Annotated in this window: 27 protein-coding genes and 1 riboswitch; of the genes, 15 read left to right on the forward strand and 12 right to left on the reverse strand. The window is 42.3% G+C overall.

The window, feature by feature from the left end; translation table 11 throughout:
- Window positions 1-5 precede the first annotated feature (5 nt).
- From menB to menC, 3 genes are all read left to right on the forward strand, one after another.
- Window positions 6-824 carry a 1,4-dihydroxy-2-naphthoyl-CoA synthase gene (menB, locus tag NFS43_RS20035; RefSeq protein WP_251554569.1) on the forward strand — a complete coding sequence of 273 codons (819 nt, stop codon included), beginning with the start codon at window positions 6-8 and terminating at the stop codon, window positions 822-824.
- 61 nt (window positions 825-885) lie between these two features.
- On the forward strand, window positions 886-2,379 hold the full coding sequence (locus NFS43_RS20040; RefSeq protein ID WP_251554570.1) for an o-succinylbenzoate--CoA ligase: 1,494 nt from the start codon (window positions 886-888) through the stop codon (window positions 2,377-2,379).
- Window position 2,380: 1 nt separating this feature from the next.
- A complete protein-coding gene (menC, locus tag NFS43_RS20045) occupies window positions 2,381-3,487 on the forward strand; it encodes an o-succinylbenzoate synthase (RefSeq protein WP_251554571.1) in 1,107 nt (368 codons plus the stop codon).
- Window positions 3,488-3,530: 43 nt separating this feature from the next.
- On the opposite strand, the gene NFS43_RS20050 is transcribed toward menC, so the two are convergent.
- The 4 genes from NFS43_RS20050 to NFS43_RS20065 all read right to left on the reverse strand — a co-directional run bounded on the left by NFS43_RS20050 (window position 3,531) and on the right by NFS43_RS20065 (window position 7,255).
- Complete coding sequence (locus NFS43_RS20050) at window positions 3,531-3,692, reverse strand: DUF1540 domain-containing protein (RefSeq protein WP_251554572.1); 162 nt, start codon at window positions 3,690-3,692, stop codon at window positions 3,531-3,533.
- 83 nt (window positions 3,693-3,775) lie between these two features.
- On the reverse strand, window positions 3,776-4,825 hold the full coding sequence (locus NFS43_RS20055) for a cytochrome d ubiquinol oxidase subunit II (RefSeq protein ID WP_251554573.1): 1,050 nt from the start codon (window positions 4,823-4,825) through the stop codon (window positions 3,776-3,778).
- A 15-nt stretch (window positions 4,826-4,840) separates the two neighbouring features.
- Window positions 4,841-6,202 carry a cytochrome ubiquinol oxidase subunit I gene (locus NFS43_RS20060; protein WP_251554574.1) on the reverse strand — a complete coding sequence of 454 codons (1,362 nt, stop codon included), beginning with the start codon at window positions 6,200-6,202 and terminating at the stop codon, window positions 4,841-4,843.
- 117 nt (window positions 6,203-6,319) lie between these two features.
- Complete coding sequence (locus tag NFS43_RS20065) at window positions 6,320-7,255, reverse strand: metal ABC transporter solute-binding protein, Zn/Mn family (RefSeq protein WP_251554575.1); 936 nt, start codon at window positions 7,253-7,255, stop codon at window positions 6,320-6,322.
- Window positions 7,256-7,455: 200 nt separating this feature from the next.
- On the opposite strand from NFS43_RS20065, the gene NFS43_RS20070 reads away from it, so the two are divergent.
- Window positions 7,456-8,028, forward strand: coding sequence for a beta-class carbonic anhydrase (locus NFS43_RS20070; protein ID WP_251554576.1), 573 nt, complete (start codon window positions 7,456-7,458; stop codon window positions 8,026-8,028).
- Here NFS43_RS20070 and yidD read toward each other — a convergent pair.
- Window positions 8,025-8,264 (reverse strand): membrane protein insertion efficiency factor YidD, encoded by a 240-nt coding sequence (gene yidD / locus NFS43_RS20075; RefSeq protein ID WP_251554577.1) that lies wholly within the window; start codon window positions 8,262-8,264, stop codon window positions 8,025-8,027. The two genes, NFS43_RS20070 and yidD, sit on opposite strands and share 4 nt — an antisense overlap.
- A 139-nt stretch (window positions 8,265-8,403) precedes the next feature.
- Between yidD and NFS43_RS20080 the strand changes: the two genes are divergently transcribed.
- On the forward strand, window positions 8,404-8,877 hold the full coding sequence (locus tag NFS43_RS20080; RefSeq protein WP_251554578.1) for an S-ribosylhomocysteine lyase: 474 nt from the start codon (window positions 8,404-8,406) through the stop codon (window positions 8,875-8,877).
- Window positions 8,878-8,911: 34 nt separating this feature from the next.
- Here NFS43_RS20080 and ytzI read toward each other — a convergent pair whose 3' ends face one another.
- Window positions 8,912-9,079, reverse strand: coding sequence for a YtzI protein (gene ytzI / locus NFS43_RS20085; protein WP_251554579.1), 168 nt, complete (start codon window positions 9,077-9,079; stop codon window positions 8,912-8,914).
- A gap of 125 nt (window positions 9,080-9,204) precedes the next feature.
- Complete coding sequence (locus tag NFS43_RS20090; protein WP_251554580.1) at window positions 9,205-9,462, reverse strand: DUF6154 family protein; 258 nt, start codon at window positions 9,460-9,462, stop codon at window positions 9,205-9,207.
- Between the two features lie 214 nt (window positions 9,463-9,676).
- Between NFS43_RS20090 and NFS43_RS20095 the strand changes: the two genes are divergently transcribed.
- Together NFS43_RS20095 and ytkD are read left to right on the forward strand one after the other, a co-directional pair.
- Entirely contained in the window at window positions 9,677-9,997 is a 321-nt protein-coding gene (locus NFS43_RS20095; RefSeq protein WP_251554582.1) for a hydrolase, read from the forward strand.
- 168 nt (window positions 9,998-10,165) lie between these two features.
- On the forward strand, window positions 10,166-10,636 hold the full coding sequence (gene ytkD / locus NFS43_RS20100) for an RNA deprotection pyrophosphohydrolase (protein ID WP_277613982.1): 471 nt from the start codon (window positions 10,166-10,168) through the stop codon (window positions 10,634-10,636).
- A 21-nt stretch (window positions 10,637-10,657) separates the two neighbouring features.
- On the opposite strand, the gene NFS43_RS20105 is transcribed toward ytkD, so the two are convergent.
- The 3 genes from NFS43_RS20105 to NFS43_RS20115 are packed head-to-tail and all read right to left on the reverse strand — an operon-like array spanning window position 10,658 to window position 13,258.
- On the reverse strand, window positions 10,658-11,464 hold the full coding sequence (locus NFS43_RS20105) for an ABC transporter permease (RefSeq protein ID WP_251554583.1): 807 nt from the start codon (window positions 11,462-11,464) through the stop codon (window positions 10,658-10,660).
- Window positions 11,451-12,221, reverse strand: coding sequence for an ABC transporter ATP-binding protein (locus tag NFS43_RS20110; RefSeq protein WP_251554584.1), 771 nt, complete (start codon window positions 12,219-12,221; stop codon window positions 11,451-11,453). Before NFS43_RS20110 ends, NFS43_RS20105 begins: the two co-directional genes overlap by 14 nt.
- A 23-nt stretch (window positions 12,222-12,244) precedes the next feature.
- A complete protein-coding gene (locus NFS43_RS20115; protein ID WP_251554585.1) occupies window positions 12,245-13,258 on the reverse strand; it encodes an ABC transporter substrate-binding protein in 1,014 nt (337 codons plus the stop codon).
- Between the two features lie 111 nt (window positions 13,259-13,369).
- Here NFS43_RS20115 and NFS43_RS20120 point away from each other — a divergent pair, with 111 nt between their 5' ends.
- From NFS43_RS20120 to NFS43_RS20135, 4 genes are read left to right on the forward strand one after another with little or no spacing between them, the layout of a single operon-like run.
- Window positions 13,370-14,158 (forward strand): alpha/beta hydrolase family protein, encoded by a 789-nt coding sequence (locus NFS43_RS20120; protein WP_251554586.1) that lies wholly within the window; start codon window positions 13,370-13,372, stop codon window positions 14,156-14,158.
- 39 nt (window positions 14,159-14,197) lie between these two features.
- Complete coding sequence (locus NFS43_RS20125; protein WP_251554587.1) at window positions 14,198-14,440, forward strand: DUF2584 domain-containing protein; 243 nt, start codon at window positions 14,198-14,200, stop codon at window positions 14,438-14,440.
- Between the two features lie 43 nt (window positions 14,441-14,483).
- Complete coding sequence (locus NFS43_RS20130) at window positions 14,484-15,074, forward strand: RNA polymerase sigma factor (RefSeq protein ID WP_251554588.1); 591 nt, start codon at window positions 14,484-14,486, stop codon at window positions 15,072-15,074.
- Window positions 15,055-16,014 carry a hypothetical protein gene (locus NFS43_RS20135; protein ID WP_251554589.1) on the forward strand — a complete coding sequence of 320 codons (960 nt, stop codon included), beginning with the start codon at window positions 15,055-15,057 and terminating at the stop codon, window positions 16,012-16,014. The genes NFS43_RS20130 and NFS43_RS20135 overlap by 20 nt, the downstream gene beginning before the upstream one ends.
- A 20-nt stretch (window positions 16,015-16,034) precedes the next feature.
- Here the strand turns inward: NFS43_RS20135 and pckA are convergent, their stop codons facing one another.
- A complete protein-coding gene (gene pckA, locus NFS43_RS20140) occupies window positions 16,035-17,624 on the reverse strand; it encodes a phosphoenolpyruvate carboxykinase (ATP) (RefSeq protein ID WP_251554591.1) in 1,590 nt (529 codons plus the stop codon).
- A 183-nt stretch (window positions 17,625-17,807) separates the two neighbouring features.
- A riboswitch (SAM riboswitch) is annotated at window positions 17,808-17,951 on the forward strand.
- A gap of 186 nt (window positions 17,952-18,137) precedes the next feature.
- On the opposite strand from pckA, the gene metK reads away from it, so the two are divergent.
- Complete coding sequence (gene metK, locus NFS43_RS20145; RefSeq protein ID WP_251554593.1) at window positions 18,138-19,340, forward strand: methionine adenosyltransferase; 1,203 nt, start codon at window positions 18,138-18,140, stop codon at window positions 19,338-19,340.
- Between the two features lie 249 nt (window positions 19,341-19,589).
- Complete coding sequence (asnB, locus tag NFS43_RS20150; RefSeq protein WP_251554594.1) at window positions 19,590-21,494, forward strand: asparagine synthase (glutamine-hydrolyzing); 1,905 nt, start codon at window positions 19,590-19,592, stop codon at window positions 21,492-21,494.
- Between the two features lie 37 nt (window positions 21,495-21,531).
- Here asnB and NFS43_RS20155 read toward each other — a convergent pair whose 3' ends face one another.
- The gene (locus NFS43_RS20155; RefSeq protein WP_251554595.1) at window positions 21,532-22,053 is read right to left on the reverse strand and encodes a gamma carbonic anhydrase; all 522 of its coding nucleotides are present in this window, start codon (window positions 22,051-22,053) and stop codon (window positions 21,532-21,534) included.
- A gap of 171 nt (window positions 22,054-22,224) precedes the next feature.
- Here NFS43_RS20155 and NFS43_RS20160 point away from each other — a divergent pair, with 171 nt between their 5' ends.
- Both NFS43_RS20160 and NFS43_RS20165 read left to right on the forward strand, forming a co-directional pair.
- On the forward strand, window positions 22,225-23,028 hold the full coding sequence (locus NFS43_RS20160) for an alpha/beta hydrolase (protein WP_251554596.1): 804 nt from the start codon (window positions 22,225-22,227) through the stop codon (window positions 23,026-23,028).
- A 17-nt stretch (window positions 23,029-23,045) separates the two neighbouring features.
- A complete protein-coding gene (locus tag NFS43_RS20165) occupies window positions 23,046-24,110 on the forward strand; it encodes a tetraprenyl-beta-curcumene synthase family protein (protein WP_251554597.1) in 1,065 nt (354 codons plus the stop codon).
- Window positions 24,111-24,298 lie beyond the last annotated feature (188 nt).

The following is a 24,298-nucleotide window of genomic DNA, read 5'->3' on the forward strand; positions in this document are numbered from 1 at the left end:
TTTAATTGGCAGTAGAATGGATTCCAGGACGTAAATATGATGAAATCCTTTATGAAACTTATAATGGAATTGCAAAAATCACCATTAACCGCCCGCATGTACATAATGCCTTTACTCCAAAAACGGTGATGGAATTAATCGATGCGTTTACTTATGCACGTGATGATTCTAATGTTGGTGTTATCGTTTTAACAGGTGCCGGAGATAAAGCATTCTGTTCTGGTGGTGACCAGAAAGTCCGCGGTCATGGCGGTTATGTGGGAGACGACCATATTCCTCGCTTAAATGTGCTTGATTTACAGAGGTTAATCCGAGTTATTCCTAAACCAGTCGTGGCTATGGTAAAAGGATATGCGATTGGCGGCGGGCATGTTCTGCATATCGTATGCGATTTAACTATCGCTGCTGATAATGCAGTATTTGGCCAAACGGGGCCAAAAGTAGGCAGCTTCGACGCTGGTTATGGTTCTGGCTATTTAGCAAGAATCGTTGGACATAAAAAAGCCCGCGAAATTTGGTATCTATGCCGCCAATATAATGCAGAGCAGGCTCTTGAAATGGGCTTAGTCAACACGGTTGTTCCTTTAGAACAAGTTGAAGAAGAAACCATCAAGTGGTGTGAAGAAATGCTGGAAAAGAGCCCGACCGCGCTTCGCTTCTTAAAAGCCGCGTTTAATGCAGATACAGACGGTCTTGCTGGCATTCAACAGTTTGCCGGAGATGCTACTTTGCTTTACTATACAACAGACGAAGCAAAAGAAGGCCGCGATGCCTTTAAAGAAAAACGCAAGCCTGATTTTGGCCAATTCCCGCGTTTTCCTTGATTGCAGTTGCTGCAGCTTGATGGAATCCATCAGGCTGTTTTCTATATAATGAGGTGATCATATGCAGCATGAAACCATGCCCAATTTTTTAATCAAGCGTGCCTTTTTAACTCCCGATCGGGCCGCCGTTTATTTTAACGATCAAACATTGACATTCCGAAGTCTGTATGAGAATTCGGTTAACACGGCAGGAAGGCTTCAGGTGCTGGGAGTTAAAAAAAATCAATTTGTTGGCGTGTTATTAAAGAATCAACTTGATACTGTCGTTACTTTATTTGCCTTGCAGCTTCTTGGCGTTAAGGCCGTGATTTTAAATAATCGCTTAACCGTAACAGATCTGGTTTGGCAATTACAGGACTCAAAATCCTCCTTTTTAATCCTTGATGAATCGTTTTCTGAGGTTCAGGAAACGGTAAAAAATCATCTTCCAGAAGTGCCTGCCATCACTCTTTCCCAGCTAAAAGACACAGATCCAGACGTTCCGATCATCCAAGAGCAAATCAGCTTGGAAGATGTCTGTACGATCATGTATACATCTGGGACTACGGGAAATCCGAAGGGGGTCATGCAAACCTATGGCAATCATTGGTGGAGCTCGGTAGGTTCGGCCTTAAATCTGGGAATTACGGAAAAGGATTGTTGGTTATGTTCGGTTCCGCTTTTTCATATCAGCGGATATTCCATATTAATGCGAAGTGTGATTTATGGAATGCCAATTGTGCTGCATGAAAAATTTGATGTGGAAAAAACAATAGAAGATATTGGAGATAAGCAGGTGACGATTATGTCTGTTGTCGGCACAACACTCAGCAGAATTGTGAACGCCCTGGGGGACAATCGCCTTCCTGCCCAGTTTCGATGCATGCTCCTAGGCGGGGGACCGGCACCATTACCATTAATGCAAGCATGTGTAAAAAAAGAAATTCCGGTCTTTCAAACATATGGCATGACAGAAACCGCTTCGCAGATTGTCACCCTATCTCCTGAGTATAGTTTGAGTAAACTGGGCTCGGCTGGCAAGCCATTATTCCCTTCAGAGATTAAGATTGTTCTCGACAACGGTCAGGCAGCCCAGGCTGGAGAAGCAGGGGAAATTGTGGTAAAAGGGCCCAATGTGACAAAAGGCTATTTGCACCGTCCCGAAGCAACCCAAGAAAAAATTCGGGATGGCTGGCTGCATACGGGAGACATAGGCATCATCGACCAGGATGGTTTTTTGTATATTTTGGACCGCCGTTCTGACCTGATTATCTCAGGGGGAGAAAATATTTATCCTGCGGAAATCGAAGCTGTATTGTTATCTCACGCAGATATTGAGGAAGCAGGGGTAACAGGTCTAGAGGATAAAAAATGGGGGCAGGTCCCTGTAGCATTTATCGTAAAAAAAGCCGAATCCAATCTTACCTCCATAGAACTGCAGCAGTTTTGCTTAAACCATCTGGCAAAATACAAAATTCCTAAGCAATTTTATTTTGTGGACAAGCTGCCTAGAAATGCAGCAAAGAAACTGCTGCGCAGAACATTGAAAGAATGGCTGAGTGAGGGAAGGATATAAGATGAATATAGCCTCGGTTGAATTGTTAGTCATTAAGATGCCGCTGAAACAGCCCTTTGTGACCCATTTAGGGGAAGTAAAAGAGCGGGAAGGAATTATTGTAAAGGCATTGGACAAAGAGGGCATTGCCGGATATGGCGAAGGGGTTGCTTTTTCATCACCTTGGTATACCGAAGAAACCGTTACAACCAGTATGCATATGCTAAGTGATTTCCTCATTCCATTACTGCAGAAAGAGCCTATTGGCCATCCTTGGCAGGCGGCCAGGCTGTTTCATTCTATCAGAAGAAATAATATGGCCAAAGCGGCGATCGAGACCGCTTTATGGGATTTATATGCCAAACAGCACAGGCAGCCTCTGGCAGAGACGCTGGGCGGTACTGCCAAGTTCATTCCTTCAGGGGTAGTGGTCGCGGCTCATTCAATGACAAAAGCTCGAGAACAAATTGAGCAATATCTAGCGGAAGGGTACAAGCGGATTAAAGTAAAAATTAACCCTGACATGGATTATACCTTTTTATCGGAAGTGAGGCGGCTATACCCTGAATTGCCGATATTGGCTGATGCCAATTCGGCTTATACATTGAAGGATGTGGACCGTCTAATGGCATTGGACGAACTGAATTTGCTAATGATTGAACAGCCATTGGCACATGATGATTTGATTGAGCACGCCATACTGCAAAAACAAATCCAAACACCTATCTGTTTGGATGAGAGTATCGTTAGTTATGAAGATGCGCGAAAAGCGATCGAGTATGGCAGCTGCAAGGTTATTAATATAAAGGTTGGCCGGGTTGGCGGCGTATATGAAGCAAAGCGGATTCACGATTATTGTTATGAAAAAGGAATACCCGTTTGGTGCGGCGGCATGATCGAATTCGGCGTGTCCCGGGCCCATAATATCGCGCTTGCTTCCTTGCCTGGCTTTATGATACCGGGAGATATCTCTGCATCAAGCCGATTCTGGGATGAAGATATCATTTCTCCGGAGGTTACCGTTGAAAATGGCATGATCACTGTGCCTAAATCGCCTGGGATTGGCTATGAGCTTAACAGCAAGCGGCTGGAACAAACAATCACACACAAGAGGACATTTAAATTTTAAAAGGGAACCAGGTGAACTGGTTCCCTTTATATATGTGTAATAGCTACGATAATTCTGCAGGTTCAAATGTCTTACAATCCGTTTCTTTGCTTGTATCTGCTGTTTCTCCAGTATGGGAGACCACGTAAATTCTGTCAGCGCTGCAATGATTTCCTTCAGCCCAAAATGTGCAATTGTTTACTTCACAAAGAACATCTTTTGCCATTGAATGTATCACTCCTTTATATGGGATACAGGATTAGTTTTTGATGCTTCGGACCAAACCATTCCTGTCAGTATAAGGGAGTTCTACTTCTTAGAACCGGAAATTTTCCCTTGCCGCAAATACCGTTTATCGTTCATAAACAAACTCCAAAAATAAACAAACCCGGGGAACAAGATGGCAAAAGCCACTATATAGGTGATGAAAATGGCTCGAAATGAATTGGGGTCCGTAAATGCTTCATGGATCGTCACTTCAGGATAAACGATATAAGGCAAATGCGCTTTTCCATATACATAGCTGGCTGCCAAATACTGAGCGGTAATCGAAATAACAGAAAGACGCGGCCGGCCTTTGAGATCCAACTCGCGTGAAGGAAGAAAAAGGCCGATTCCGCCTAATAAAAATAACACTAAGGACAAGAGTAAAATCTCAAAATCATCCATCATTTTTTTGTAAATCCAGGCATCCTCAGCCTTAAGGGTAAACATAATGAAAAAAGCCATGATTAAAGAAACCGGTCCAATCCAAAGGGCGTCTCTGCGGTAAATCTTATATGCCTCATATTCTTCAGATGCCTTTGAATAGTCCGCCAATAAAAGGGAGGAAAGAAATAAGGTACTCGAAATTGCAAATCCAAAAAAGGCATATTCATTAGGGCTGGTAAATAATCCTGCTAAATCTAAAGACTGCTTCGAGTCAGTAATCTCCACAAAGTTTCCATGTGTGATCGGAAGAACACTTATTAGCAGGCCCGGGATGATAATCCCAGATATCCCGGAAATATAGGTGAGCGGTTTCCTGTATTCTTGGACGATGTTAGAAAAAACCAAAAAGGCACTGCGAATCGCCAGAAGCAAAAGAATGAGAGATCCAGGAATTAACAAAATGGTCCCGAGCGTATAGGCACCTTTTGGGAATAGGCTGTAAACTGCTACGACCAATGCGACAATAAACGTATTCGTAACTTCCCATGTGGGGGATAGATACCGATTGGCAATATTAGTGGCACCAGTCTTTTTTCGATTAATGTAGAACATCGACCAAAAACCGGCGCCAAAATCCATCGTTGCCATAACAGCATAAATAAACACAAACCCCCAAAGAACGGTAACGGCTAAATAAGCATCCAACATATTTGTTCCACCTCTTTATGAATTCGAACTAAATAGAGGCACCCCTTTTTGCTCCGCGCGATTAAGATCATCCATAACGGTATTTTTCTTGAAGTAATAACGCAAAACAAATAAGACAGCCAGGGCTAAAATGAGATATACGATAGCAAATAAGATAAATAATATCCCTAGGTTAGCAGCAGTAGTAACTGAATCCTTAGTTGAGAGGGTTCGATAAATGGTCCATGGCTGCCGCCCTGTACAGGCAAAAATCCATCCGAATTCAATTCCTAAAATGGCAAGAGGACCTGAGGCCACATACAGCCACATGAGCCAAGCCGGAAACCGGTCCCTTTTGAAAAATTTTTTCAAAAGCAGGCCAAGAAACGAAATGAGGATGAGCAGGGAACCGACACCTACCATGCCATTAAATAAGGTATGGACAAACAGCGGGGGCCATTCCTCCTCCGGAAATTCATGAAGTCCTTTCACAACGGTATCAAATCGATTGGCGGATAAAAAGCTAAGTGCCCAAGGGATTTCAATCCCCCATTTGACAGTTTCGGTTTCTTTGTCCGTATAACCGCCTATTGTAAGCGGAGCATAGGATTGTGTCTCAAAAAGCCCCTCCGCAGCAGCAAGCTTTTCTGGCTGATATTTGTGCAGATACTGAGCGGATTCATGACCGTTTAGGGCAGTCAACAGTGAAAAAATACCCCCGATCACAAGACTCAGCATCAATGCTTTTTGATGGAATCGGTAGATTCTTGTTCCAGACTCGGCCTTCAACATTTTGTAGGCCGAAACGGTGGTTACAATGAAAGCCCCTGTCATATAAGCAGACAGTGACACATGTCCTGCTGTGACAAAAAAACTCGGGTTGAAAAATGCCGCCCATGGATCGACATCGGTAATTTTTCCGTTTACGATTCGAAACCCAGTCGGTGTCCCTTCAAAGGCATGGACATTTGTAATTAACACAGCGGAGCTTAGCGCCCCAATCGCTACAAAAACCAGGCTGGCAATCCTCATCCAAGGGGCGATCCTTTCCGCGGCATAGACGTAAATGGACATAAATAAAGCCTCGATGAAAAATGCATAAATCTCAATTTGAAAAGGCAGAGCCATCACTTTCCCAATGACTTCCATAAAACCTGGCCATAGTAATGACAATTGTGTCCCGGCAATTGTTCCTGTAGGAATACCCACTCCCAATAGGACAGCAAACGCCTTTGTCCATCTTTTTGCCATTACAACGTATTCAATGTCCTTTGTTTTTTGATAGCGCAGTTCGGCCATTAACATCATAAACGGCAAGCCCACTCCAATAGTGGCAAAAATAATATGAAAACCCATCGTTGTACCGAATAAACTGCGGGCAATTAACAAATCACTCATCCGGTTGTCTTCCTTTCTGCATCAAGGTCACCCTTAGTGTTTACTGTTTTGACTACAATATGTAAAATTTTCCTAGCCAGGAAAATAAAAAACCTCCCGGATGTGGGAGGTGCCAGATTAATCATTTAATGCCTTTTTTAGAGTATTAAGATTGTTTTCCATTAAGGTAAAATAGGTCTCTTTTTGGTTAATATCCTCTTTGGTTAAAATGCCGAGGTTATGAATCGGCAAAGCTCTTGCACCAATTTCCTTTTGGATGACTTCTCCTAATCGGGATTTTACATTTTGTTCAAACAGTATATAGTGCAGCCCTTCCTGATCGGCAGTGGCAATAATTTTCTCAAGCTCTTTTTGTGTGGGCTCATTAGCGGTTGATAAACCGGAGATGCTGAGCTGCTCAATCCCATAGCGCTGCTCCCAATAACCGAATGCAGCATGGGTCACAATGATTTTTTTATGCTTTGCTTGGGAAATGGCAGACTCATACTGTGTGTTCAAAGCATCTAATTCTTTCGCTAATTTTTGATAACGGTCATTGAAATAATCCTTGTTAGCTGGCATTTTTTTTATGAGTGAGTCCCGGATAGCCCCGGCCATCTCTTTGCAATATAGCGGATCCAGCCAGACATGCGGATTTACATCATGGTTATTTTCGTCCGTTTCGTGGTCTTCATCATCTGCCTCTTTTGGCAGCTTAAGGTGATTTGCCAAGGGTACCATTGTGACATGCTGATTTTTCAATGTATCTTTTGCTGATTCGACAAATCCCTCCAGTCCCAGTCCAACGTAGAAGAATAATTCAGCGTCTGCCAGCTTCATCATATCCTTTTGTGAAGGCTCGAAAGTATGTTCGTCGGCCCCAGGGGGATAAATGGTTTCAACGTCCACGTATTTTCCGCCAATCTGTTCGGCAAAATATTGCAAAGGATAAACCGTTGAATAAACTGTTAATCCCTCTTTTTCTTTTTTGGCGGTTTCCTGATCATTTTCGCAGGCTGATAAAACAAACCCTAAGGGTAAAAAAGTGGTCAGTAAGCAAATAAGATTTTTCATACAGAGCTCCTTATTTTATGGGAAAATCGTATTTATTCCGATTTGGTTTCGAAAAATATTTAGGTATAGATTTTCCTAATACGGTATGATTCCAAATTTTTAGTATCTTACAGGATAATAGGCCTAAATGCAAGTAGAAAAATTGTCTCCAGTTCTTGTTTTATGTATTCTTAATATGAATGAAGGAGGGAGTTGCCGAGATGGATCAAAAGACTTTATTAAAGGATATGCTGGAATTTAATAATAAATTTGTTGAAAGCAAGGAATATGAAAAATATGAAGCCACGAAATACCCGAATAAAAAGATCGCTATTTTAACTTGTATGGATACCCGTCTGCTTGAATTATTGCCAAAGGCACTTAATTTAGGTAATGGAGATGCGAAAATCATTAAAAATGCCGGTGCGCTTGTATCACACCCTTTCGGCAGTATCATGCGGAGTATTTTGATTGCGGTGTATCAATTGCAGGCAAAAGAGGTGATGGTCATTGCCCATCATGACTGCGGAATGAATGGTTTGCATGCGGAGCCAGTGATTTCAACGATGAAGGAGCGGGGAATATCTGATGAAACACTTCAAACACTTGAATACTCAGGCATTGACATTAAACAATGGCTGCATGGTTTTGACAATGTACAAGAAAGTGTTAAACACAGTGTCCATACAATAAAACAACATCCACTCATGCCGAAGGAAGTTCCTGTCCATGGTTTGGTTATTGACCCCCATACAGGAAAGCTTGATTTAATTGTGGATGGATACGAAAGCTAATGTTTCTTTGTTTGATTCCATTTCTCTGGGACCGGGTCAAATCCTCCAGGATGAAATGGATGGCATTTTAATATCCGCTTTATCGTCAGGAAGCCGCCTTTTATGGCACCGAACCGCTGAATGGCCTCTAAACCATAGTGGGAGCAGGTTGGATAAAAACGGCATGCAGGCGGTTTGATCGGTGAAATCACCACTTGGTAAAACCGTATTAGGCCAATAAATATTTTTTTCAGCATTTCCATTCACTCCTTGTTATCCTCTTTTCTAAGATAACATAACAGCTGGTTTTCGTCGAAGTTATCACCTTTTTCAACAGGTGAAAAAACGATGGTTTTATAGTATGATAGTGAGTAGATTGTAAAAGGAGTGATAGAGATGCCTTCAGTTGAAAGCTTTGATCTAGACCATAATGCCGTTAAAGCTCCATATGTAAGACATTGCGGCGTTCATAAGGTCGGAAGCGACGGTGTTGTCAACAAATATGATATCCGTTTCTGCCAGCCGAATAAACAAGCGATGAAACCAGATGTCATTCATACACTGGAACATTTGCTGGCTTTTAATATTCGCAAGCATGTTGAAAAATATGGCCATTTTGATATTATCGATATTTCGCCGATGGGCTGCCAAACTGGTTATTATCTAGTTGTCAGTGGAGAGCCGACAGTCAGGGAAATTATTGATTTATTAGAGGATACAATGAAGGAAGCCCTTGAGGTGACTGAAATTCCTGCAGCAAACGAAAGGCAATGCGGCCAAGCCAAACTTCATGATTTAGCTGGAGCTAAGCGGTTAATGCGCTACTGGCTGGATCATAGCAAAGAAGAATTAGAGCAGGTATTTGCCTAAATAAATCGAAAACTCGCCATCTAGGCGAGTTTTTTTATACATTTTTGTTTTGCTGTTCTCCGTTTGTTTCTTGATTGATATATGGGTTATTTTCGAGCGGGTCTATTGTATGTTTAACAGTATAAGCTTTTGATGTGGTTAAGACTGCCAGCAAAAGAACGGCCAAAACGATGATGACGGCAACGACGATCACAATGTACATGCCAAACTCCCCCTTTTACCCATATTGTAACATGATTGTCCACATTTTTAACAAAAAGAAAGGGTGCCCCCCCAATAATAATCGATTGGACCCCTAAAATGAATTCGGATTCTATGCTATGTACATTAATGGATATTGCGGGGATAATAAGTGGAAACACGCTGCTGGCCATAATGTTCTTGGGCAAACTTTCCTTTTAAGCTTTCAATTAAATAAATGCCCATTAAATTATATAACTCCTGCTTATCCATATCACGGATTAATGCAAGTAGATCTTCATGGGACATTTCCTCTAAGAAAGCAAATGCCAGCATGTCGATATCTTCCTCGTCACCGGTCAGTTTATTTCGGTACATTTCGTACAATTCATCCACTAACTTCATTTATTTCACCTCCTGCTCTAATCCTATTTGGTTTATCTTCTTACTCTCTCCTCAATATACAATTCATAAGCAATAAAATAAATTAACTGAAAAATCTGTTTTTTAAGTGTATGATTATTATATCTTAGTCATTTCTAAAAAATGTATCGAAAATTGGCAAAGAATAATTTTTATTTCTTTGAGAACAACTATAAAAAAGGGGATGAGATGTCAGATGGTCCAAAAAAAGACCTATTATGTAGACGTGGGAACCGGTGAAATTTCTCAGAGCGCTACTGCCTCCACATGGAGCTATAAAATACAGGCTACGGACGATGAAATAACCGAGCTTCGTGAATTATTTAATCAAAACTATTCAACAGAATGGCAAAATTTCTTTCGGGCACATGTTCCCTATGTCCAATATCATTATGACCGTGAAAACGATGAGTATGATAGCAGAATTCAGGAAATCTATGGAATGCTGTATAAACTTGGAGATGAAGAGGCTAGAAACCACATTGAGACCATGAACATTTTGCCAAAACAATCTTAATCACACGGGCTATCCATTGAGGGGGCTGACATCACGCCTAGACCAATATATAGATCGTTTTTTTCAAAATACCCTCTATATACTGCGGGATGTGTCTGAGCCTTTGGTTTTGGACAGCCCCTTTTTTTCGCTATATAATGGGATTATTAATAGCGTGAGGCGGATAGTATGAATTTCTTGGACTTTTATGGAAACAAAGTGGAAATGCAGTTTTTCCGGAATGCGTTTAATGCCGAGGCAAAGCATGTTTTGGTCATTTGCCAATATGGCGGGGACTGGCTTTTGACTAATCACAAAACGAGGGGCCTGGAGTTCCCAGGGGGCAAAAGGGAAGAAGGGGAAACACTCGAGGAGGCAGCGAAACGCGAGGCATATGAAGAAACCGGGGCCATTTTTGAACAGTTAACTTTTCTCGCAGAATATAAAGTGACTGATGATCAAGGGAGCTTTGTGAAGGCTGTATTTTGGGGAGAAGCCCAAAGCTTAGAGAGGACAGAGGGCTACTATGAAACGAATGGGCCGGTAAGAGTGAAAGGGGACTTGCTTAAACTCCGGTTTGGCGATGACTATAGCTTTATCATGAAAGACCAAGTAGTCGAGGAATGTTTGAAACGGGTCCTTGAATGGCAAAAAGAATAGCAGGAGGCTGCCTGCTGCCTGCTATTCTTTAATAAGTTTCTTCTCCAATAAATCAACCAACTGATACATAATCGTCGCAAACACGGCAATGACCAGCAGCGATAAGAATACTAGTGTAAAGTTAAAGACTTGGAAACCGTAAATAATCATATAGCCCAGCCCTCTTGAGGAAACGAGGAATTCCCCTACCATAACGCCCACCCAGGAGAGTCCTACATTAACTTTTAAAGTGGATATGATGGTTGGAAAGCATGCCGGCAATATAGCCTCTTTAAAGCATTGAAACCGTGATGCCCCAAATGTTTGCAGAACCTTTAAGTAGTTAAGGTCCACCTCTTTAAACGAAGTGTACACTACAATCGTTGTGATGATGACGGAAATAATCGCCCCCATCGTAATAATCGAAGGATACCCTGGCGTTAATGCGACAATCAGGACAGGCCCTAATGCCACCTTAGGCATGGCGTTTAAAATGACCAGATAAGGGTCTAGGATTTTGGACAGCAAGGGAGACCACCAAAGAACCGCCGCCAAAATCGTTCCGGCCAATGTGCCCAGTAGAAAACCCAGGATAGTTTCTGTAAGCGTAACGCCAACATCGGACATGAGTGAACCATCCTGAAGTTTGCTCAATAACAGATTCCAAATTTTCGATGGAGAGCTGAAGATAAGCGGATCAATCCATTGATTTCGGCTAAGAACCTCCCAGCCTGCGAAAAATACCAAGAAAATGATCGCTTGATAAAAGCGGACCCAGCGTTTCTCAACTTTTAACGATTGAAGATAATTTTTATGGAGAAGCTCAACATGATTCTTATCTTGGTTCAAGGGATTCCAGCTCCTTCCATATGGTTTGAAAGATAGTCTGATAAGCTTCGTGATTTCTGGATTCAAATGGGGACAGCTTCCGCAGCTCTTCTGGCATTTTAAATATTTTATATATTTTTCCAGGCTTTGATGATAGCAGAATGACTCGGTCACTCATAGCAATGGCTTCCCCAATATCATGTGTAACCAATATCGCTGTTTTGCCGAATTCGTCTAATGTCTGGGAAACTAAATCCTCCAGCTTCAATTTCGTCTGGTAGTCAAGGGCAGAAAAAGGTTCATCAAGCATCAGAAGTTTAGGCTCGGTTGATAAGGTTCGCACAAGTGCCGCCCGCTGGCGCATCCCGCCTGATAATTGTTTGGGAAGCTGTTTTTCCACCCCGTCTAAACCAATCTGGTGCAGCAGCTGCAAGGCGGAAGCCTTTGTTTTGCTATTCAGCTGTTTTGACAGTTTTAAACCGAGCAGGATGTTCTCCTCAATGGTTTTCCACGGAAATAAATAGTCCTGCTGCAGCATGTAGCCTACATCATTATTGGACGGGGAAACAGGTTTTCCTTCCAGCCGGACTTCCCCTTGTGTCGGTTTAAGTAAACTGGAAATGATGGAAAGTAAGGTTGTCTTTCCACAGCCACTTGGGCCAAGGAGGGAGACAAATTCCCCCTCCTCAACAGTAAATGAAATATTGGAGAGAGCCGTGGTGGCGGTGTCTTTCGTAAAATAGGTGTGATGGATGTCTTGAACCTGTAAAAAGCTCATAGGAACGGACTCCCTTTCCTTTCTTATTTTTTAATGACAGACTCGGCAAATGTTGTATCGACCAAGGTTTTATAGTCTACTCGCTGTGGAAGCTGGCCTGCTTCATCCATGATATTTTGCAGGTTGTTCCACTCTTCTTCTTCAAGAATGGGGTCAGTGGCAAATGAGCCTTGGCTCTTATAACGCTCGACCACTGTTGTCATGATTTCTAGATCTGTGTCAGGAAAGTATGGCTCTACGGCTTTGGCGATTTCCTCGGCACTGTGGGAATCCACCCATTGCTGCGCTTTATAAATGGCTCTAGTAAACTTTTCGACAGTATCCTTATTTTCCTTCATGAAACTCTCTTTGGTCATAAACGAAGTGTATGGAACGTGGCCGGATTCTTTTCCGAAGGAAGCAACGATATATCCTCTGCCTTCTTTTTCAAAAATGCTGGCTGTTGGCTCAAACAACTGAACGAAATCCCCTGTGCCGGAGGCAAAAGCATTGGCGATATTCGCAAAGTCGATATTTTGGATTAAATTTAGCTCGTTATGCGGGTCGATTCCATGCTTCTTTAGAACAAATTCCCCAACCATTTGCGGCATCCCGCCAGTTCTTTGCCCTAGGAAAGTGGTTCCTTTTAATTGCTCCCATGAGAAGTTATCGATTTTCTCACGGGAAACTAAGAAGGTGCCGTCTGTTTGTGTCAGTTGGGCAAAATTAATAACGGGATCATTAGAGCCTTGGGCGTATACATAAATGGATGTTTCTGAACCGACAAGGGCGACATCTGCCCCTCCAGAAATCAGTGCTGTCATTGTTTTGTCTCCGCCAGGAACGGTTGTCAGAGTAACGTCCAGTCCTTCTTCCTTGAAAAAGCCTTGTGTGAGGGCGACATATTGCGGAGCATAGAAAATAGACCTGGTAACTTCAGCGATTCGAACCTTTTCCAGTTTCTTTGGTGTTTCTGGATTATTATTGCAAGCGGCTAAGCCGAACAGGAATATTGCGATAAGCAGAAAGGAGAAACTGAATTTAAGCCTTTTGTTCATAAACTAAAACCTCCTTTATCTGGGCTGATTGCCTATGATATCGTATGAAGCGGGGCGAAATGTGTGAATGCCCAGTTCCAGATTTTTTAACTAGAAAAAAGGAAGATTAACATGAATAAAATGAACGGAATCATTGTAGATCGGATGCGGTTTCCTTCACCAAACCCAAATGTAGAGTTGAGCTTGGTCACTTATCTTTCTAATGGGTTAAGGGTAAAGGGGCTGCTGGCAGAACCCAAAGATAGGGCAGCCACTGATGGATTTCTCTATTTGAGAGGCGGAATTAAAAATGTAGGGAAGGTCCGTCCTGCCCGGATTGCCCAATTTGCCCAAGAAGGTTTTATTGTTTTTGCCCCGTATTATCGGGGGAATCAGGGAGGGGAAGGAAATGAGGACTTTGCAGGTGACGATAGGCAGGATGCATTTGCGGCCTTCTTGCTGTTGAAATCGCTGCCGCAGGTTAAAAATATCCATGTTTTCGGTTTTTCCCGGGGCGGCGTTATGGCGTTGTTTACAGGTATCGAATTTCCAGACGCGGCCTCTGTTGTCACCTGGGGCGGAGTGTCGGATATGGAATTAACTTACCGAGAACGGAAGGATTTGCGCCGAATGATGAAACGGGTGATTGGCGGAACACCAGATAAGTGCCCGGAACAGTATCAGAGCCGCACCCCGCTTTATCAAATGGGCAAAATTAATTCTCCTGTTTTAATTATTCATGGCGTAAACGATCAAAATGTATCCGTTGAACATGCTTATCGTTTGGAGAAAAAGCTTAGGGCATTAAACAAACCGGTAGCGTGCTGGTATTTTTCGGAGTTTACCCATTACTTTCCCCCAGAAATCAATCGAAAAGTGGTCATGGATTTAACGAAGTGGATGAAAAAACATAACAGATAATGGTAATATAAAAGTATAAATTGCAGAGGAGCGGATTATATGGGTATGCCTCTTGAATTAAACACCCTAATTGTAACAAAAGGGAATGAATACCGAATTGAAGATAACATTTTTCAATTAGTAAAACAGGGTTATAGACTTTACCCAATCGACATTCCTGTCGATGTAAGAAAAACACTGGACAGCAGTTCAAATGGAACAGCCATTATCAAAAAAGTGGTCTGGGAAAATAACACTACGACTTTAACGTATCAACTGGTTGCTTTAAATTCGACCAACTAAGCAGGAGAAAAACCTGCTTTTTCTTTTGCAGAAGTGTAAGTAAATGGCTGGTGCTGCCGTCATATTTATAGAAAAACATATAGAAGCTGCTTGGATAGGGGGGAAACGGTTGGAGAGGAGAAATCAGATAGAAAATTGGTTTATCCAATATGAAAAGGATGTCACCCATTTTCTTGTCTACTATACCGGTACAACAGATGTGGAAGATTTAGTGCAAGAAACTTTTTTGCGGGCGTTTCGAGGATTTAACCATTATAAGAAGGAAGCAGCCCCAAAAACTTGGCTGATCTCCATCGCACGGAATACAGCTATTGATTTTTATAGAAAAAAATCCATTTGGCAGAAGTTAAAGGAACGCCTTGATCAGGAACCTTCGAGCCCAAGCGGATTTCAGACAGAAGAGCTTCTGCTTAAAAAGGCAGAATATGCCAAGCTGTACGATGCCATTCATGAATTGAGGCCGAATTACCGGGATGTGGTTCTTTTAAGAGGCATAGCAGAGCTCTCACCATACGAAACAGCTCAGGTACTTGGCTGGACTGAAAATAAAGTCAATGTCACTTTTTTTCGCGCCGTTAAAAAATTAAATGAACGGTTGAAGGAGGGGGAGTACTTTGAACAATTTATCGGATAAAGAACTGCTGGAAGTCATGATGGATTTTCCTAAACAGGAACTCAATACAAAGCAGCGGACAGAAATATTAAAAATAATCAGTGAGGAGGCTGGAAACCAAAAGCCAAAGAAACAATGGAAAATACAGAGGATTGGCGCTATTTGTGCATTGTTTGTTTTCGCGGCACTAGCACCGTTGCTGTACTATCTAAACACCGGCAATCGAATGAATTCATCTGCCAGCGATCATGCCGGTTCTGCAGAAGCAGAACAAGCGGACTATTTTGCCTTAACAGAAAATGGAGAATCCTTTTATATAGACAGCAATTATGGAATTCCAGATAAAGTCAGTTTGTTAGCACCGAAGGATTGGATCGCCAAGGATGAAAGGTCAGTTGCCAAAATCATGATCTTTTTCTGGGGGAACTATGAAAAAAAATTTGCAAACAAAAATTTAACGGTCAATGCGATACATGAAAAAACAGGCGTGAGGGAGCAGCTTGCAAGCACAACGCTGTCCGGACCGATTTATGGCGCTGATGCCCATTCGATGACAAGCTTTAAGCCGTTTTCTGATTCTGGAAAATGGGATCTGCAATTTGCCATTGATGGAAAAGAGTTTGCCGCATTTTCGATTTATGTAAAAAAACCTTACGTCCAGACTGACAAATGGACCTTGATGATGTCACAAGAGGATCTGTATGCAGGCTTTTATGAAGATGTACCTATTGAGGTGACAGGGGAAGACCTTCCAGAGGAAATAGAATTAGAGGTATTTTCGTTAGAAACAGGTGAAATAACTAAGTTTACGTTTGGCAATAAAAGTGATTATACAGCATCTGATGGAAAGAAGATTTCCATGTATCAAGGCGACTTTCAAATTAAAAAAAGCGGACAGTACCGGTTTACGGCAGTTAACAGCTCACAGGCTGTTGAAATAGGAAGGCCCATATCCAATTAAGGATACGGGCTTTTGCTGGATTATCCAATAGGGCCGCCTTTTTCAATAATGTCAGCATCAACATCAGTAAACTTTTGAAAGTTATCTCTGAACTTGGCTGCTAATTCTTTCGCTTTCATTTCATAGGCTTTCTGATCAGACCAAGTTTTATTTGGCTGCAGGACATCATCAGGAACACCGGCGATGTGAAGTGGAATATTTAAGCCGAATATTTCGTCTTTAACGGTTTCGACGTGATTTAATTCACCTTCAAGAGCCGCCTGAACCATTGCCCTTGTGTGTGTTAGCTTCATCCGGTTGCCTGTGCCATATGCTCCTCCAGTCCATCCTGTATTCACTAGAAAAACATTTACATTATGCTCAAGTATTTTCTCGCCAAGCATTTTAGCATACCTGGTGGCTGGCAATGGCAAAAATGGCGCTCCAAAGCAGGTAGAGAAGGTGGCTTCAGGTGAAGTTACTCCTCGTTCCGTTCCCGCAAGTTTGGAAGTATATCCGCTTAGAAAATGATACATGGCCTGTTCTCTGCTCAATTTAGCAATCGGCGGCAGCACACCAAAAGCATCTGCAGTGAGAAAAACAATCGTATTTGGATGGCCGGCAACACTTGGCTGGACAATATTATCGATGGCCTCAATCGGATAGGCAGCACGGGTATTTTCTGTCATCGTTCCATCATCATAATCTGGGACTCTCGTTTCCTGATTCATGACGACGTTCTCCAAGACTGTTCCAAAACGAATGGCATGGAAAATTTGCGGCTCCTTTTCCGCTGATAAATGAATGCATTTAGCATAGCAGCCGCCTTCAATGTTAAAAACACCGCTAGATGACCAGCCATGCTCATCATCGCCAATCAGACGGCGATGAGGATCGGCAGACAAGGTTGTTTTTCCTGTACCGGATAATCCGAAAAACAAGGCCACATCCCCCTCATTGCCAACATTTGCCGAGCAATGCATAGAAAAGACATGATTCTCTGGAAGGAGATAGTTCATGACCGAGAAAATCGATTTTTTCATTTCTCCTGCATATTCCGTTCCGCCAATTAATACGATCCTGCGCTCAAAAGAAATCAGGATAAATGCTTCCGATTTCGTGCCATCCACTGCAGGGTCGGCTTTGAAATTAGGTGCAGAAATGACTGTAAACGGATCTTCATGGGAAAATAATTCGTCTTCATCAGGCCGAATGAAAAGCTGATGGACAAATAGATTTTGCCATGCCAGTTCATTTATTACCTGGATAGGCAATTGAGATTTTTTATCGGCGCCTGCAAACCCTTTAAAAACAAATATTTCTTCTTTCTGCTTCAGATAGTCAATTACCTTATGGTACAAGCTGGAAAAAGCTTCTTCGGAGATCGGCTGATTTAAGGAAGGGCCCCAGGCAATTTTATCCTTTGTCGATTGTTCGTAAACAATAAATTTGTCCTGCGGTGACCGCCCTGTATACTTGCCTGTAGAAACGCAAACAGCACCAGTTGAGGTTAACTGTCCTTCCCTTCGGCTTAATATCCTTTCAACTAGTTGAGGGACGGATAATTGAATATGAACATTCTGGCCTTTTAATAAATTCGCTAATTCATCGGAAATATGAACTGAATTCATTCTTTGAAACCTTCCTTTTTATCTGTTTTTTAGAATCAAACTATAATTATTGAATAGTATAACATATTTGAATAATTAGTCTATACTAATAATTGAAAACAAATTTTCTAAACATTAAGTTACGAAAAAATTCATTGACTTTCATCAATAGAGTAGGTTAACATTTAAATTTGAACGGATACTCTCTTATCCCGAGCTGGTGGAGGGACAGGCCCAATGAAACCCAGCAACCTGCAATCTAAGGAACTCTTTGATTGGTCACAATCCAAAGGATTTCTGGGCAAAGGTGCTAAACCTGATGCAAGGCTTGTCCTTGAACGATAAGAGTGAAAGGCACGCAATCTTTTTGCATTTAACCTTTCCTCATATGGAAAGGTTTTTTTGTTTAGGCACACATTCATGCGTCCTTACATAACAAACTTACATAATTAATAAAAATCCTGTGTTTATTTCATACTACTAAGGGAATGAGTTCCGTATCAATCATTTCATATTTACTAGGAGGAATTCAGATTGTCCACAAAACGCCGTTTGTTTACGTCTGAATCAGTAACAGAAGGTCATCCTGATAAAATCTGTGACCAAATTTCTGATTCCATTTTGGATGCTATTTTAGCGAAGGACCCGAATGCCCGTGTTGCTGCAGAAACATCTGTTACAACCGGTTTGGTTCTGGTAGCGGGTGAAATTACCACTTCGACTTATGTTGATATTCCCAAAATTGTGCGTGAAACCATTAAGGGGATTGGCTATAATCGTGCTAAATATGGCTTTGATTCTGAAACTTGCGCGGTTTTAACTTCCATTGATGAACAGTCGCCGGACATTGCTATGGGTGTTAACCAAGCGCTTGAAGCCCGGGAAGGGCAAATGACGGATGAAGAAATTGAAGCCATTGGCGCCGGTGATCAAGGGCTGATGTTTGGTTTTGCATGCAATGAGACAAAAGAGCTCATGCCGTTGCCTATATCTTTAGCTCATAAGCTTTCACGCCGGCTAACGGAAGTCCGAAAAGAGGATATTCTTCCATACTTGCGCCCAGACGGGAAAACGCAGGTAACAGTTGAATATGATGAAAATAACGAGCCAGTGCGAATTGATACGATTGTCATCTCTACACAGCATCATCCGGAAATTGCATTGGAGCAAATTCAGCGTAACGTAAAGGAATACGTCATTAATCCAGTAGTTCCAAAGGAACTGATTGATGAGAAGACAAAGTATTTCATTAACCCGACCGGCCGTTTTGTGATTGGCGGGCCGCAGGGGGATGCAGGTTTAACGGGACGTAAAATCATTGTAGACACTTATGGCGGTTATGCCCGTCATGGCGGGGGAGCTTTCTCTGGAAAGGATCCGACGAAGGTAGACCGTTCCGCAGCGTATGCGGCCCGTTATGTGGCTAAAAATATTGTTGCGGCAGGACTGGCTGACAAATGTGAAGTGCAGCTTGCCTACGCCATAGGGGTAGCAAGACCGGTTTCGATTTCAGTGGACACATTCGGTACAGGCAAAGTGAATGAAGATGTCTTTGTTGAGTTAATTGAACAAAACTTTGACCTTCGTCCGGCAGGAATTATTAAAATGTTGGACCTTCGCCGTCCAATTTATAAGCAAACTGCTGCATATGGGCACTTTGGCCGTCCGGATTTAGATCTCCCTTGGGAGCGGACGGATAAAGCAGAAGCCTTACGCCAGCAGGCAGAAGGACGTTAATAGAAGCGGGAGTTGCGTGAATCATGTAACTCCCGCTTTTTATTTTTCGTCTATGTAATTAATTGAAAAGAATGCGATGTTTATAGGAGCCGATAGCAGTGAACAATGGTAATAGATTGCGCTTGAAAAGGCGCTGCTGCTTTCAATTTTTTTCCTGATGTTCCACAGTTCCATTTTTCAAAAAAAGTGGTAGTATAAGAGAGTATATTTTCTTGGCATGAAATTTAGATGAAGTAGGTGAGGTACATAATGTGTGGTTTTATTGGTTGTGTACACGACAAACCGCAAATTTATAATGATCAGCAAATCGAACTATTTAAAAATATGAATGATATCATTACCCATCGTGGCCCGGACGACGATGGCTATTATTTTGATGAGCATATCCAATTTGGTTTCCGGCGTTTAAGCATCATTGACATTGAAAGCGGACATCAGCCGTTAACCTATGAAAATGAACGGTATTGGATTATCTTTAACGGTGAGGTTTATAACTATGTCGAGCTGCGTGAGGAATTATTAAAGGAAGGTCTTTCTTTTGCGACAAGCTCCGATACAGAGGTTATTATTGCGCTGTACAGCCACTTAAAGGAAAAAGCGGTTGAAAAATTGCGCGGGATGTTTGCTTTTGTGATCTGGGATAAGCAGGAACGGACCCTTTACGGTGCGCGGGACCATTTTGGCATCAAGCCATTTTTCTATATGGAAGACGGTGAAAAAACTTATTTTGCTTCAGAGAAAAAGAGTATTTTGCTTGCTCTTGAAAATGATGTATTAAACTATGATGCCCTCCAGCATTATTTGACCTATCAGTTTGTTCCAGAACCAGACACCTTGTCACAGGGGATTTCGAAACTGGAACCAGGCCATTATTTTATCAAAAAAGCGGACGCTCCAATGCAAATCAAGCAGTATTGGAAGGCACACTTTAACCCGGTGCAAAAATCAGAACCGGATTTTGTTAAAGAAATTCGGGATATCCTGTTTGATTCTGTAGAAAAGCATATGCGCAGTGATGTTCCTGTCGGTTCCTTCCTTTCAGGGGGAATTGACTCATCGATTATTGCGTCGATTGCAAAAGAATTTCACCCGGCAATTAAAACGTTCTCGGTCGGGTTTGAACGCAATGGCTTCAGTGAAATTGATGTAGCCAAAGAAACAGCGGAAAAGCTTGGGGTTGAAAACATCAGCTATGTCATTACTCCGGAAGAATATATGAATGAAGTCCCTAAAATTATGTGGCACATGGACGATCCTCTTGCAGATCCAGCTTGTGTGCCGTTATATTTTGTGGCCCGTGAAGCAAGGAAGCATGTAACTGTTGTCCTCTCGGGAGAAGGGGCGGATGAATTATTTGGGGGCTACAATATCTACCGTGAGCCGCATGACCTGCAGATTTTTAATAAAATCCCCCGGGTTGGAAAGAAGCTTCTCAAGGGAATTGCCAATATGATGCCAGAAGGCACTAAGGGGAAGAGCTTTATTGAGCGCGGTGTGACACCAATGGAAGAGCGCTATATTGGGAATGCAAAAATGTTTACTGAGGAAGAAAAACGGGATTTATTTAGTGTGTATCGTGAAGGACTGAACTATACAGATGTTACGAAGCCGCTTTATAACGAATCCCGCGGCTACGATCCGGTGGACCGGATGCAATATATTGATATCCATACTTGGATGCGTGGAGATATCCTGCTTAAAGCCGATCGAATGACGATGGCACATTCTTTGGAGCTGCGTGTTCCTTTCCTTGATAAGGATGTTTTTGAAGTGGCATCAAACATTCCAAGCAGCTTAAAAACTGCGGCTGGTACAACCAAGTATATTTTGCGCAAGGCAGCCGAAGGGGTTGTTCCTGACCATGTGCTGAGCCGCAAGAAGCTTGGTTTCCCAGTGCCAATCCGCCATTGGCTAAAGGCGGAAATGAATGATTGGGCGAAAAAGATTATCCTTGAAAGCAATACGGACCATTTAATCAATAAAACTTATTTGTTAAAATTGCTTGATGACCACTGCATGGACAAAGCAGATAACAGCCGGAAAATATGGACAGTTCTTATGTTTATGGTATGGCATCAGGTTTTTGTTGAAGGAGTTTACTCCTTTCAAAGCGAGTTTACTGCCGGAAGGGCTTTAGAAGCTTCAAAAAGCTAAAGGGAAAAAGAGCTAAAAGCACCCGTTAATGGGTGCTTTAACTGTTTTTGGATTGCTGAGACTTATAAAATTGTGCTTTTTCAGCATATTCACGGACGATTCTTTCCATATCTAGTATATCTTCAGCAGTTAATTCCCTCATAACTTTCGCCGGCCTGCCAAATGCTAATGTATTGGGAGGAATTTTTTTTCCTTGCGGAACAAGGCTGCCAGCCCCGATAAACGCACCCTCGCCGATTTCAGCCTGGTCCAATATAATCGATCCCATTCCGATTAACGCTCTTTTTCTAATGATGCAGCTATGAAGGATGACCTGATGTCCAATTGTCACCTCGTCTTCTAAGATTAGCGGGTTGTTTGGACTTTGGTGTAAGATAGAATTATCTTGGATGTTGACATTTTTTCCTATTCTTACAGGGGCCACGTCCCCTCTGATGACTGAATTAAACCAGACGCTGGAGTGTCCGCCAATTTCAACATCACCAGTAATTGTGACAAAATCGGCAATGAAGGCTGAATCATCTATGACTGGATAGTTACTATGAAACGGATAAATCATTTGGTTCGCTCCTTTTGCTGTTAGATGATTTTATTGTATCGGAAAATTCTGGCCATTGACAAAAAAATTATCTGCTGGGATTACGGAGGATATGGATATCCCAAACATTTGACGTAATATGATAAAATACAAAGGATTCAAATATGAACACTTTTTCTAGGAGGAAACGATATGTGGAAGTGGGAAGCAGAAGGTGAAGCGAAGGCAGTTATTGTAATCGTTCACGGAGCAATGGAGCATCACGGCCGATACGGCTGGCTGATTGAAATGTGGCGATTATCAGGCTTTCATGTCATTATGGATGACCTTCCTGGCCAGGGGATGACCACAAGAGCCGGCCGTGGGCATATTGATTCCTTTGATGAATACATAATCGATGTAAAAGACTGGATTCAGGCGGCTTACCAGTATAATTTGCCCGTATTTTTGCTTGGCCACAGCATGGGGGGGCTGATTGCGATCCGTCTGCTTCAGGAGCAGCGGCTTAATCTGGCCGGAGTTATTTTGTCCTCGCCGTGCTTGGGACTCGTGAATCCGCCATCCAAATTTTTGGATATACTATCGCGAGGATTGAATATTATTTTCCCGTCCTTTCGGATGGATTCTGGGCTGACCATTGAAATGGCTACGAGAAACGAGGATGTCCGGGAGGCAGATGCCAATGATACTCTTTATGTTACAAAGGTATCTGTCAGGTGGTATCGTGAGCTTGTGGAGGCAATGAAACAGGCGTTCCTCCGTATCGAAAGAACTCAGGACGTTCCCATGCTAATAATGCAGGCAGGGGACGACCAAATTGTCAACAAACGAACAGTGAAAGACTGGTTTAATAAAGTTCCTTTAACGGAACAACGCTTTAAAGAATGGCCAAAATGCTATCATGAAATCTTTAATGAACCAGAGCGTGAAGAGGTGTTTGAGTACGCAAAGGATTTTGTCCATAGCCAATTAAAAGCCATTGGATACATTGTGTAGAAAGGTTGTTGTTTTCCATGAAGCCGATTGCCCTCATGACTAGGGTATACCGTCATATACTTCCAGTTGTCCATCAAGAATTGGCTTATTGGAAAGACCGGGCCCAAAGAATTCCAAATTCTGAGCTTCGAAGGCAGGCATTGGCAAGTATCGAGCATAAAACGTTTCATTGTGAAGGGGGAGCCATTTTAGCGCTGGCTGCCGAAAAACAATATAAACGGGCGGTTAAATTTATTGTCGCCTATCAAACGATCAGTGATTATCTTGATAATCTTTGTGACCGCAGCACTTCTTTGGACCCAAAAGATTTTGCCCTGCTTCACGAGTCCATGTCAGATGCGCTTGTCTTAGAGGCCGGATATAAAAATTATTATCAATTACGCGAGGATCAGGATGATGGCCGCTATCTTTACGACCTGTCCGAAACGTGCAGGTCGGTCCTTCGCGAGCTTCGCCATTATGGCTTGATCAAGGATTATCTCCTTGAGCTCTGTCAGTACTATTGTGATTTACAGGTACACAAGCATGTTAAAAAGGATGAGCGGGTACCTCGTTTGGAAACATGGTTCAACAGGCATAAAGTCGATCTTCCTGAAATGGAATGGTACGAATTTTCCGCCTGCTCTGGATCTACATTGGGAATTTTTTGTCTTGTCTCGTATGCATTGCGGGGGGATTTCACCAAGAGGGATGCCCAAAATATTAGAAATGGTTATTTTCCTTATATTCAAGGCCTGCATATTTTGCTTGATTATTTTATTGACCAAGATGAAGACCGGGCAGAGGGGGATTTAAACTTCTGCTTCTATTATGAAAATCAGGAAACTTTATTTGAGCGGTTAAAATATTTTGTTTCTGAAGCGGATAAGCATACAGAGCATTTGCCGCACAGAGAGTTTCATCAATTGATTAATCGCGGACTGCTGGGTATCTATTTATCCGACGCAAAAGTGCGAAAACAAAAAGAAGTCCGGAAACTTTCCAAAGGAATTATTAAAACAGGCGGGTGGATCAGTTACTTCTTTTATATTAACGGACGTGCCTACCGATCTGTACAAAAAATAGTTGGTTTACTATCATAAAAATGAGGATGACCAATGGTCATCCTCAAGCTGTCGAAAAACCTTCGACAGCTTTTATTTTATCTTTATTCTTTATTAATTCACCGCGTTAATATGATATAATATTATTAATAGTTGTCTATGCGAATTGTCGGTTGATTTGCGCTCCAGGCGCTTCGCTTTCCGCGGGCGTGCCGGGGAGCTTCCTC

It is taken from the genome of Neobacillus muris (assembly GCF_943193175.1).
In the GTDB taxonomy this organism is placed as follows: domain Bacteria; phylum Bacillota; class Bacilli; order Bacillales; family Cytobacillaceae; genus Neobacillus; species Neobacillus muris.

Coding starts and splice junctions, on each gene's coding strand:
- NFS43_RS20040 (WP_251554570.1), top strand. CDS start 886: ATGCAGCATGAAACCATGCCCAATTTTTTAATCAAGCGTGCCTTTTTA.
- menC (WP_251554571.1), top strand. CDS start 2,381: ATGAATATAGCCTCGGTTGAATTGTTAGTCATTAAGATGCCGCTGAAA.
- NFS43_RS20050 (WP_251554572.1), bottom strand. CDS start 3,692: ATGGCAAAAGATGTTCTTTGTGAAGTAAACAATTGCACATTTTGGGCT.
- NFS43_RS20055 (WP_251554573.1), bottom strand. CDS start 4,825: ATGTTGGATGCTTATTTAGCCGTTACCGTTCTTTGGGGGTTTGTGTTT.
- NFS43_RS20060 (WP_251554574.1), bottom strand. CDS start 6,202: ATGAGTGATTTGTTAATTGCCCGCAGTTTATTCGGTACAACGATGGGT.
- NFS43_RS20065 (WP_251554575.1), bottom strand. CDS start 7,255: ATGAAAAATCTTATTTGCTTACTGACCACTTTTTTACCCTTAGGGTTT.
- NFS43_RS20070 (WP_251554576.1), top strand. CDS start 7,456: ATGGATCAAAAGACTTTATTAAAGGATATGCTGGAATTTAATAATAAA.
- yidD (WP_251554577.1), bottom strand. CDS start 8,264: ATGCTGAAAAAAATATTTATTGGCCTAATACGGTTTTACCAAGTGGTG.
- NFS43_RS20080 (WP_251554578.1), top strand. CDS start 8,404: ATGCCTTCAGTTGAAAGCTTTGATCTAGACCATAATGCCGTTAAAGCT.
- ytzI (WP_251554579.1), bottom strand. CDS start 9,079: ATGTACATTGTGATCGTCGTTGCCGTCATCATCGTTTTGGCCGTTCTT.
- NFS43_RS20090 (WP_251554580.1), bottom strand. CDS start 9,462: ATGAAGTTAGTGGATGAATTGTACGAAATGTACCGAAATAAACTGACC.
- NFS43_RS20095 (WP_251554582.1), top strand. CDS start 9,677: ATGGTCCAAAAAAAGACCTATTATGTAGACGTGGGAACCGGTGAAATT.
- ytkD (WP_277613982.1), top strand. CDS start 10,166: ATGAATTTCTTGGACTTTTATGGAAACAAAGTGGAAATGCAGTTTTTC.
- NFS43_RS20110 (WP_251554584.1), bottom strand. CDS start 12,221: ATGAGCTTTTTACAGGTTCAAGACATCCATCACACCTATTTTACGAAA.
- NFS43_RS20115 (WP_251554585.1), bottom strand. CDS start 13,258: ATGAACAAAAGGCTTAAATTCAGTTTCTCCTTTCTGCTTATCGCAATA.
- NFS43_RS20120 (WP_251554586.1), top strand. CDS start 13,370: ATGAATAAAATGAACGGAATCATTGTAGATCGGATGCGGTTTCCTTCA.
- NFS43_RS20125 (WP_251554587.1), top strand. CDS start 14,198: ATGGGTATGCCTCTTGAATTAAACACCCTAATTGTAACAAAAGGGAAT.
- NFS43_RS20130 (WP_251554588.1), top strand. CDS start 14,484: ATGGCTGGTGCTGCCGTCATATTTATAGAAAAACATATAGAAGCTGCT.
- pckA (WP_251554591.1), bottom strand. CDS start 17,624: ATGAATTCAGTTCATATTTCCGATGAATTAGCGAATTTATTAAAAGGC.
- asnB (WP_251554594.1), top strand. CDS start 19,590: ATGTGTGGTTTTATTGGTTGTGTACACGACAAACCGCAAATTTATAAT.
- NFS43_RS20155 (WP_251554595.1), bottom strand. CDS start 22,053: ATGATTTATCCGTTTCATAGTAACTATCCAGTCATAGATGATTCAGCC.
- NFS43_RS20160 (WP_251554596.1), top strand. CDS start 22,225: ATGTGGAAGTGGGAAGCAGAAGGTGAAGCGAAGGCAGTTATTGTAATC.
- NFS43_RS20165 (WP_251554597.1), top strand. CDS start 23,046: ATGAAGCCGATTGCCCTCATGACTAGGGTATACCGTCATATACTTCCA.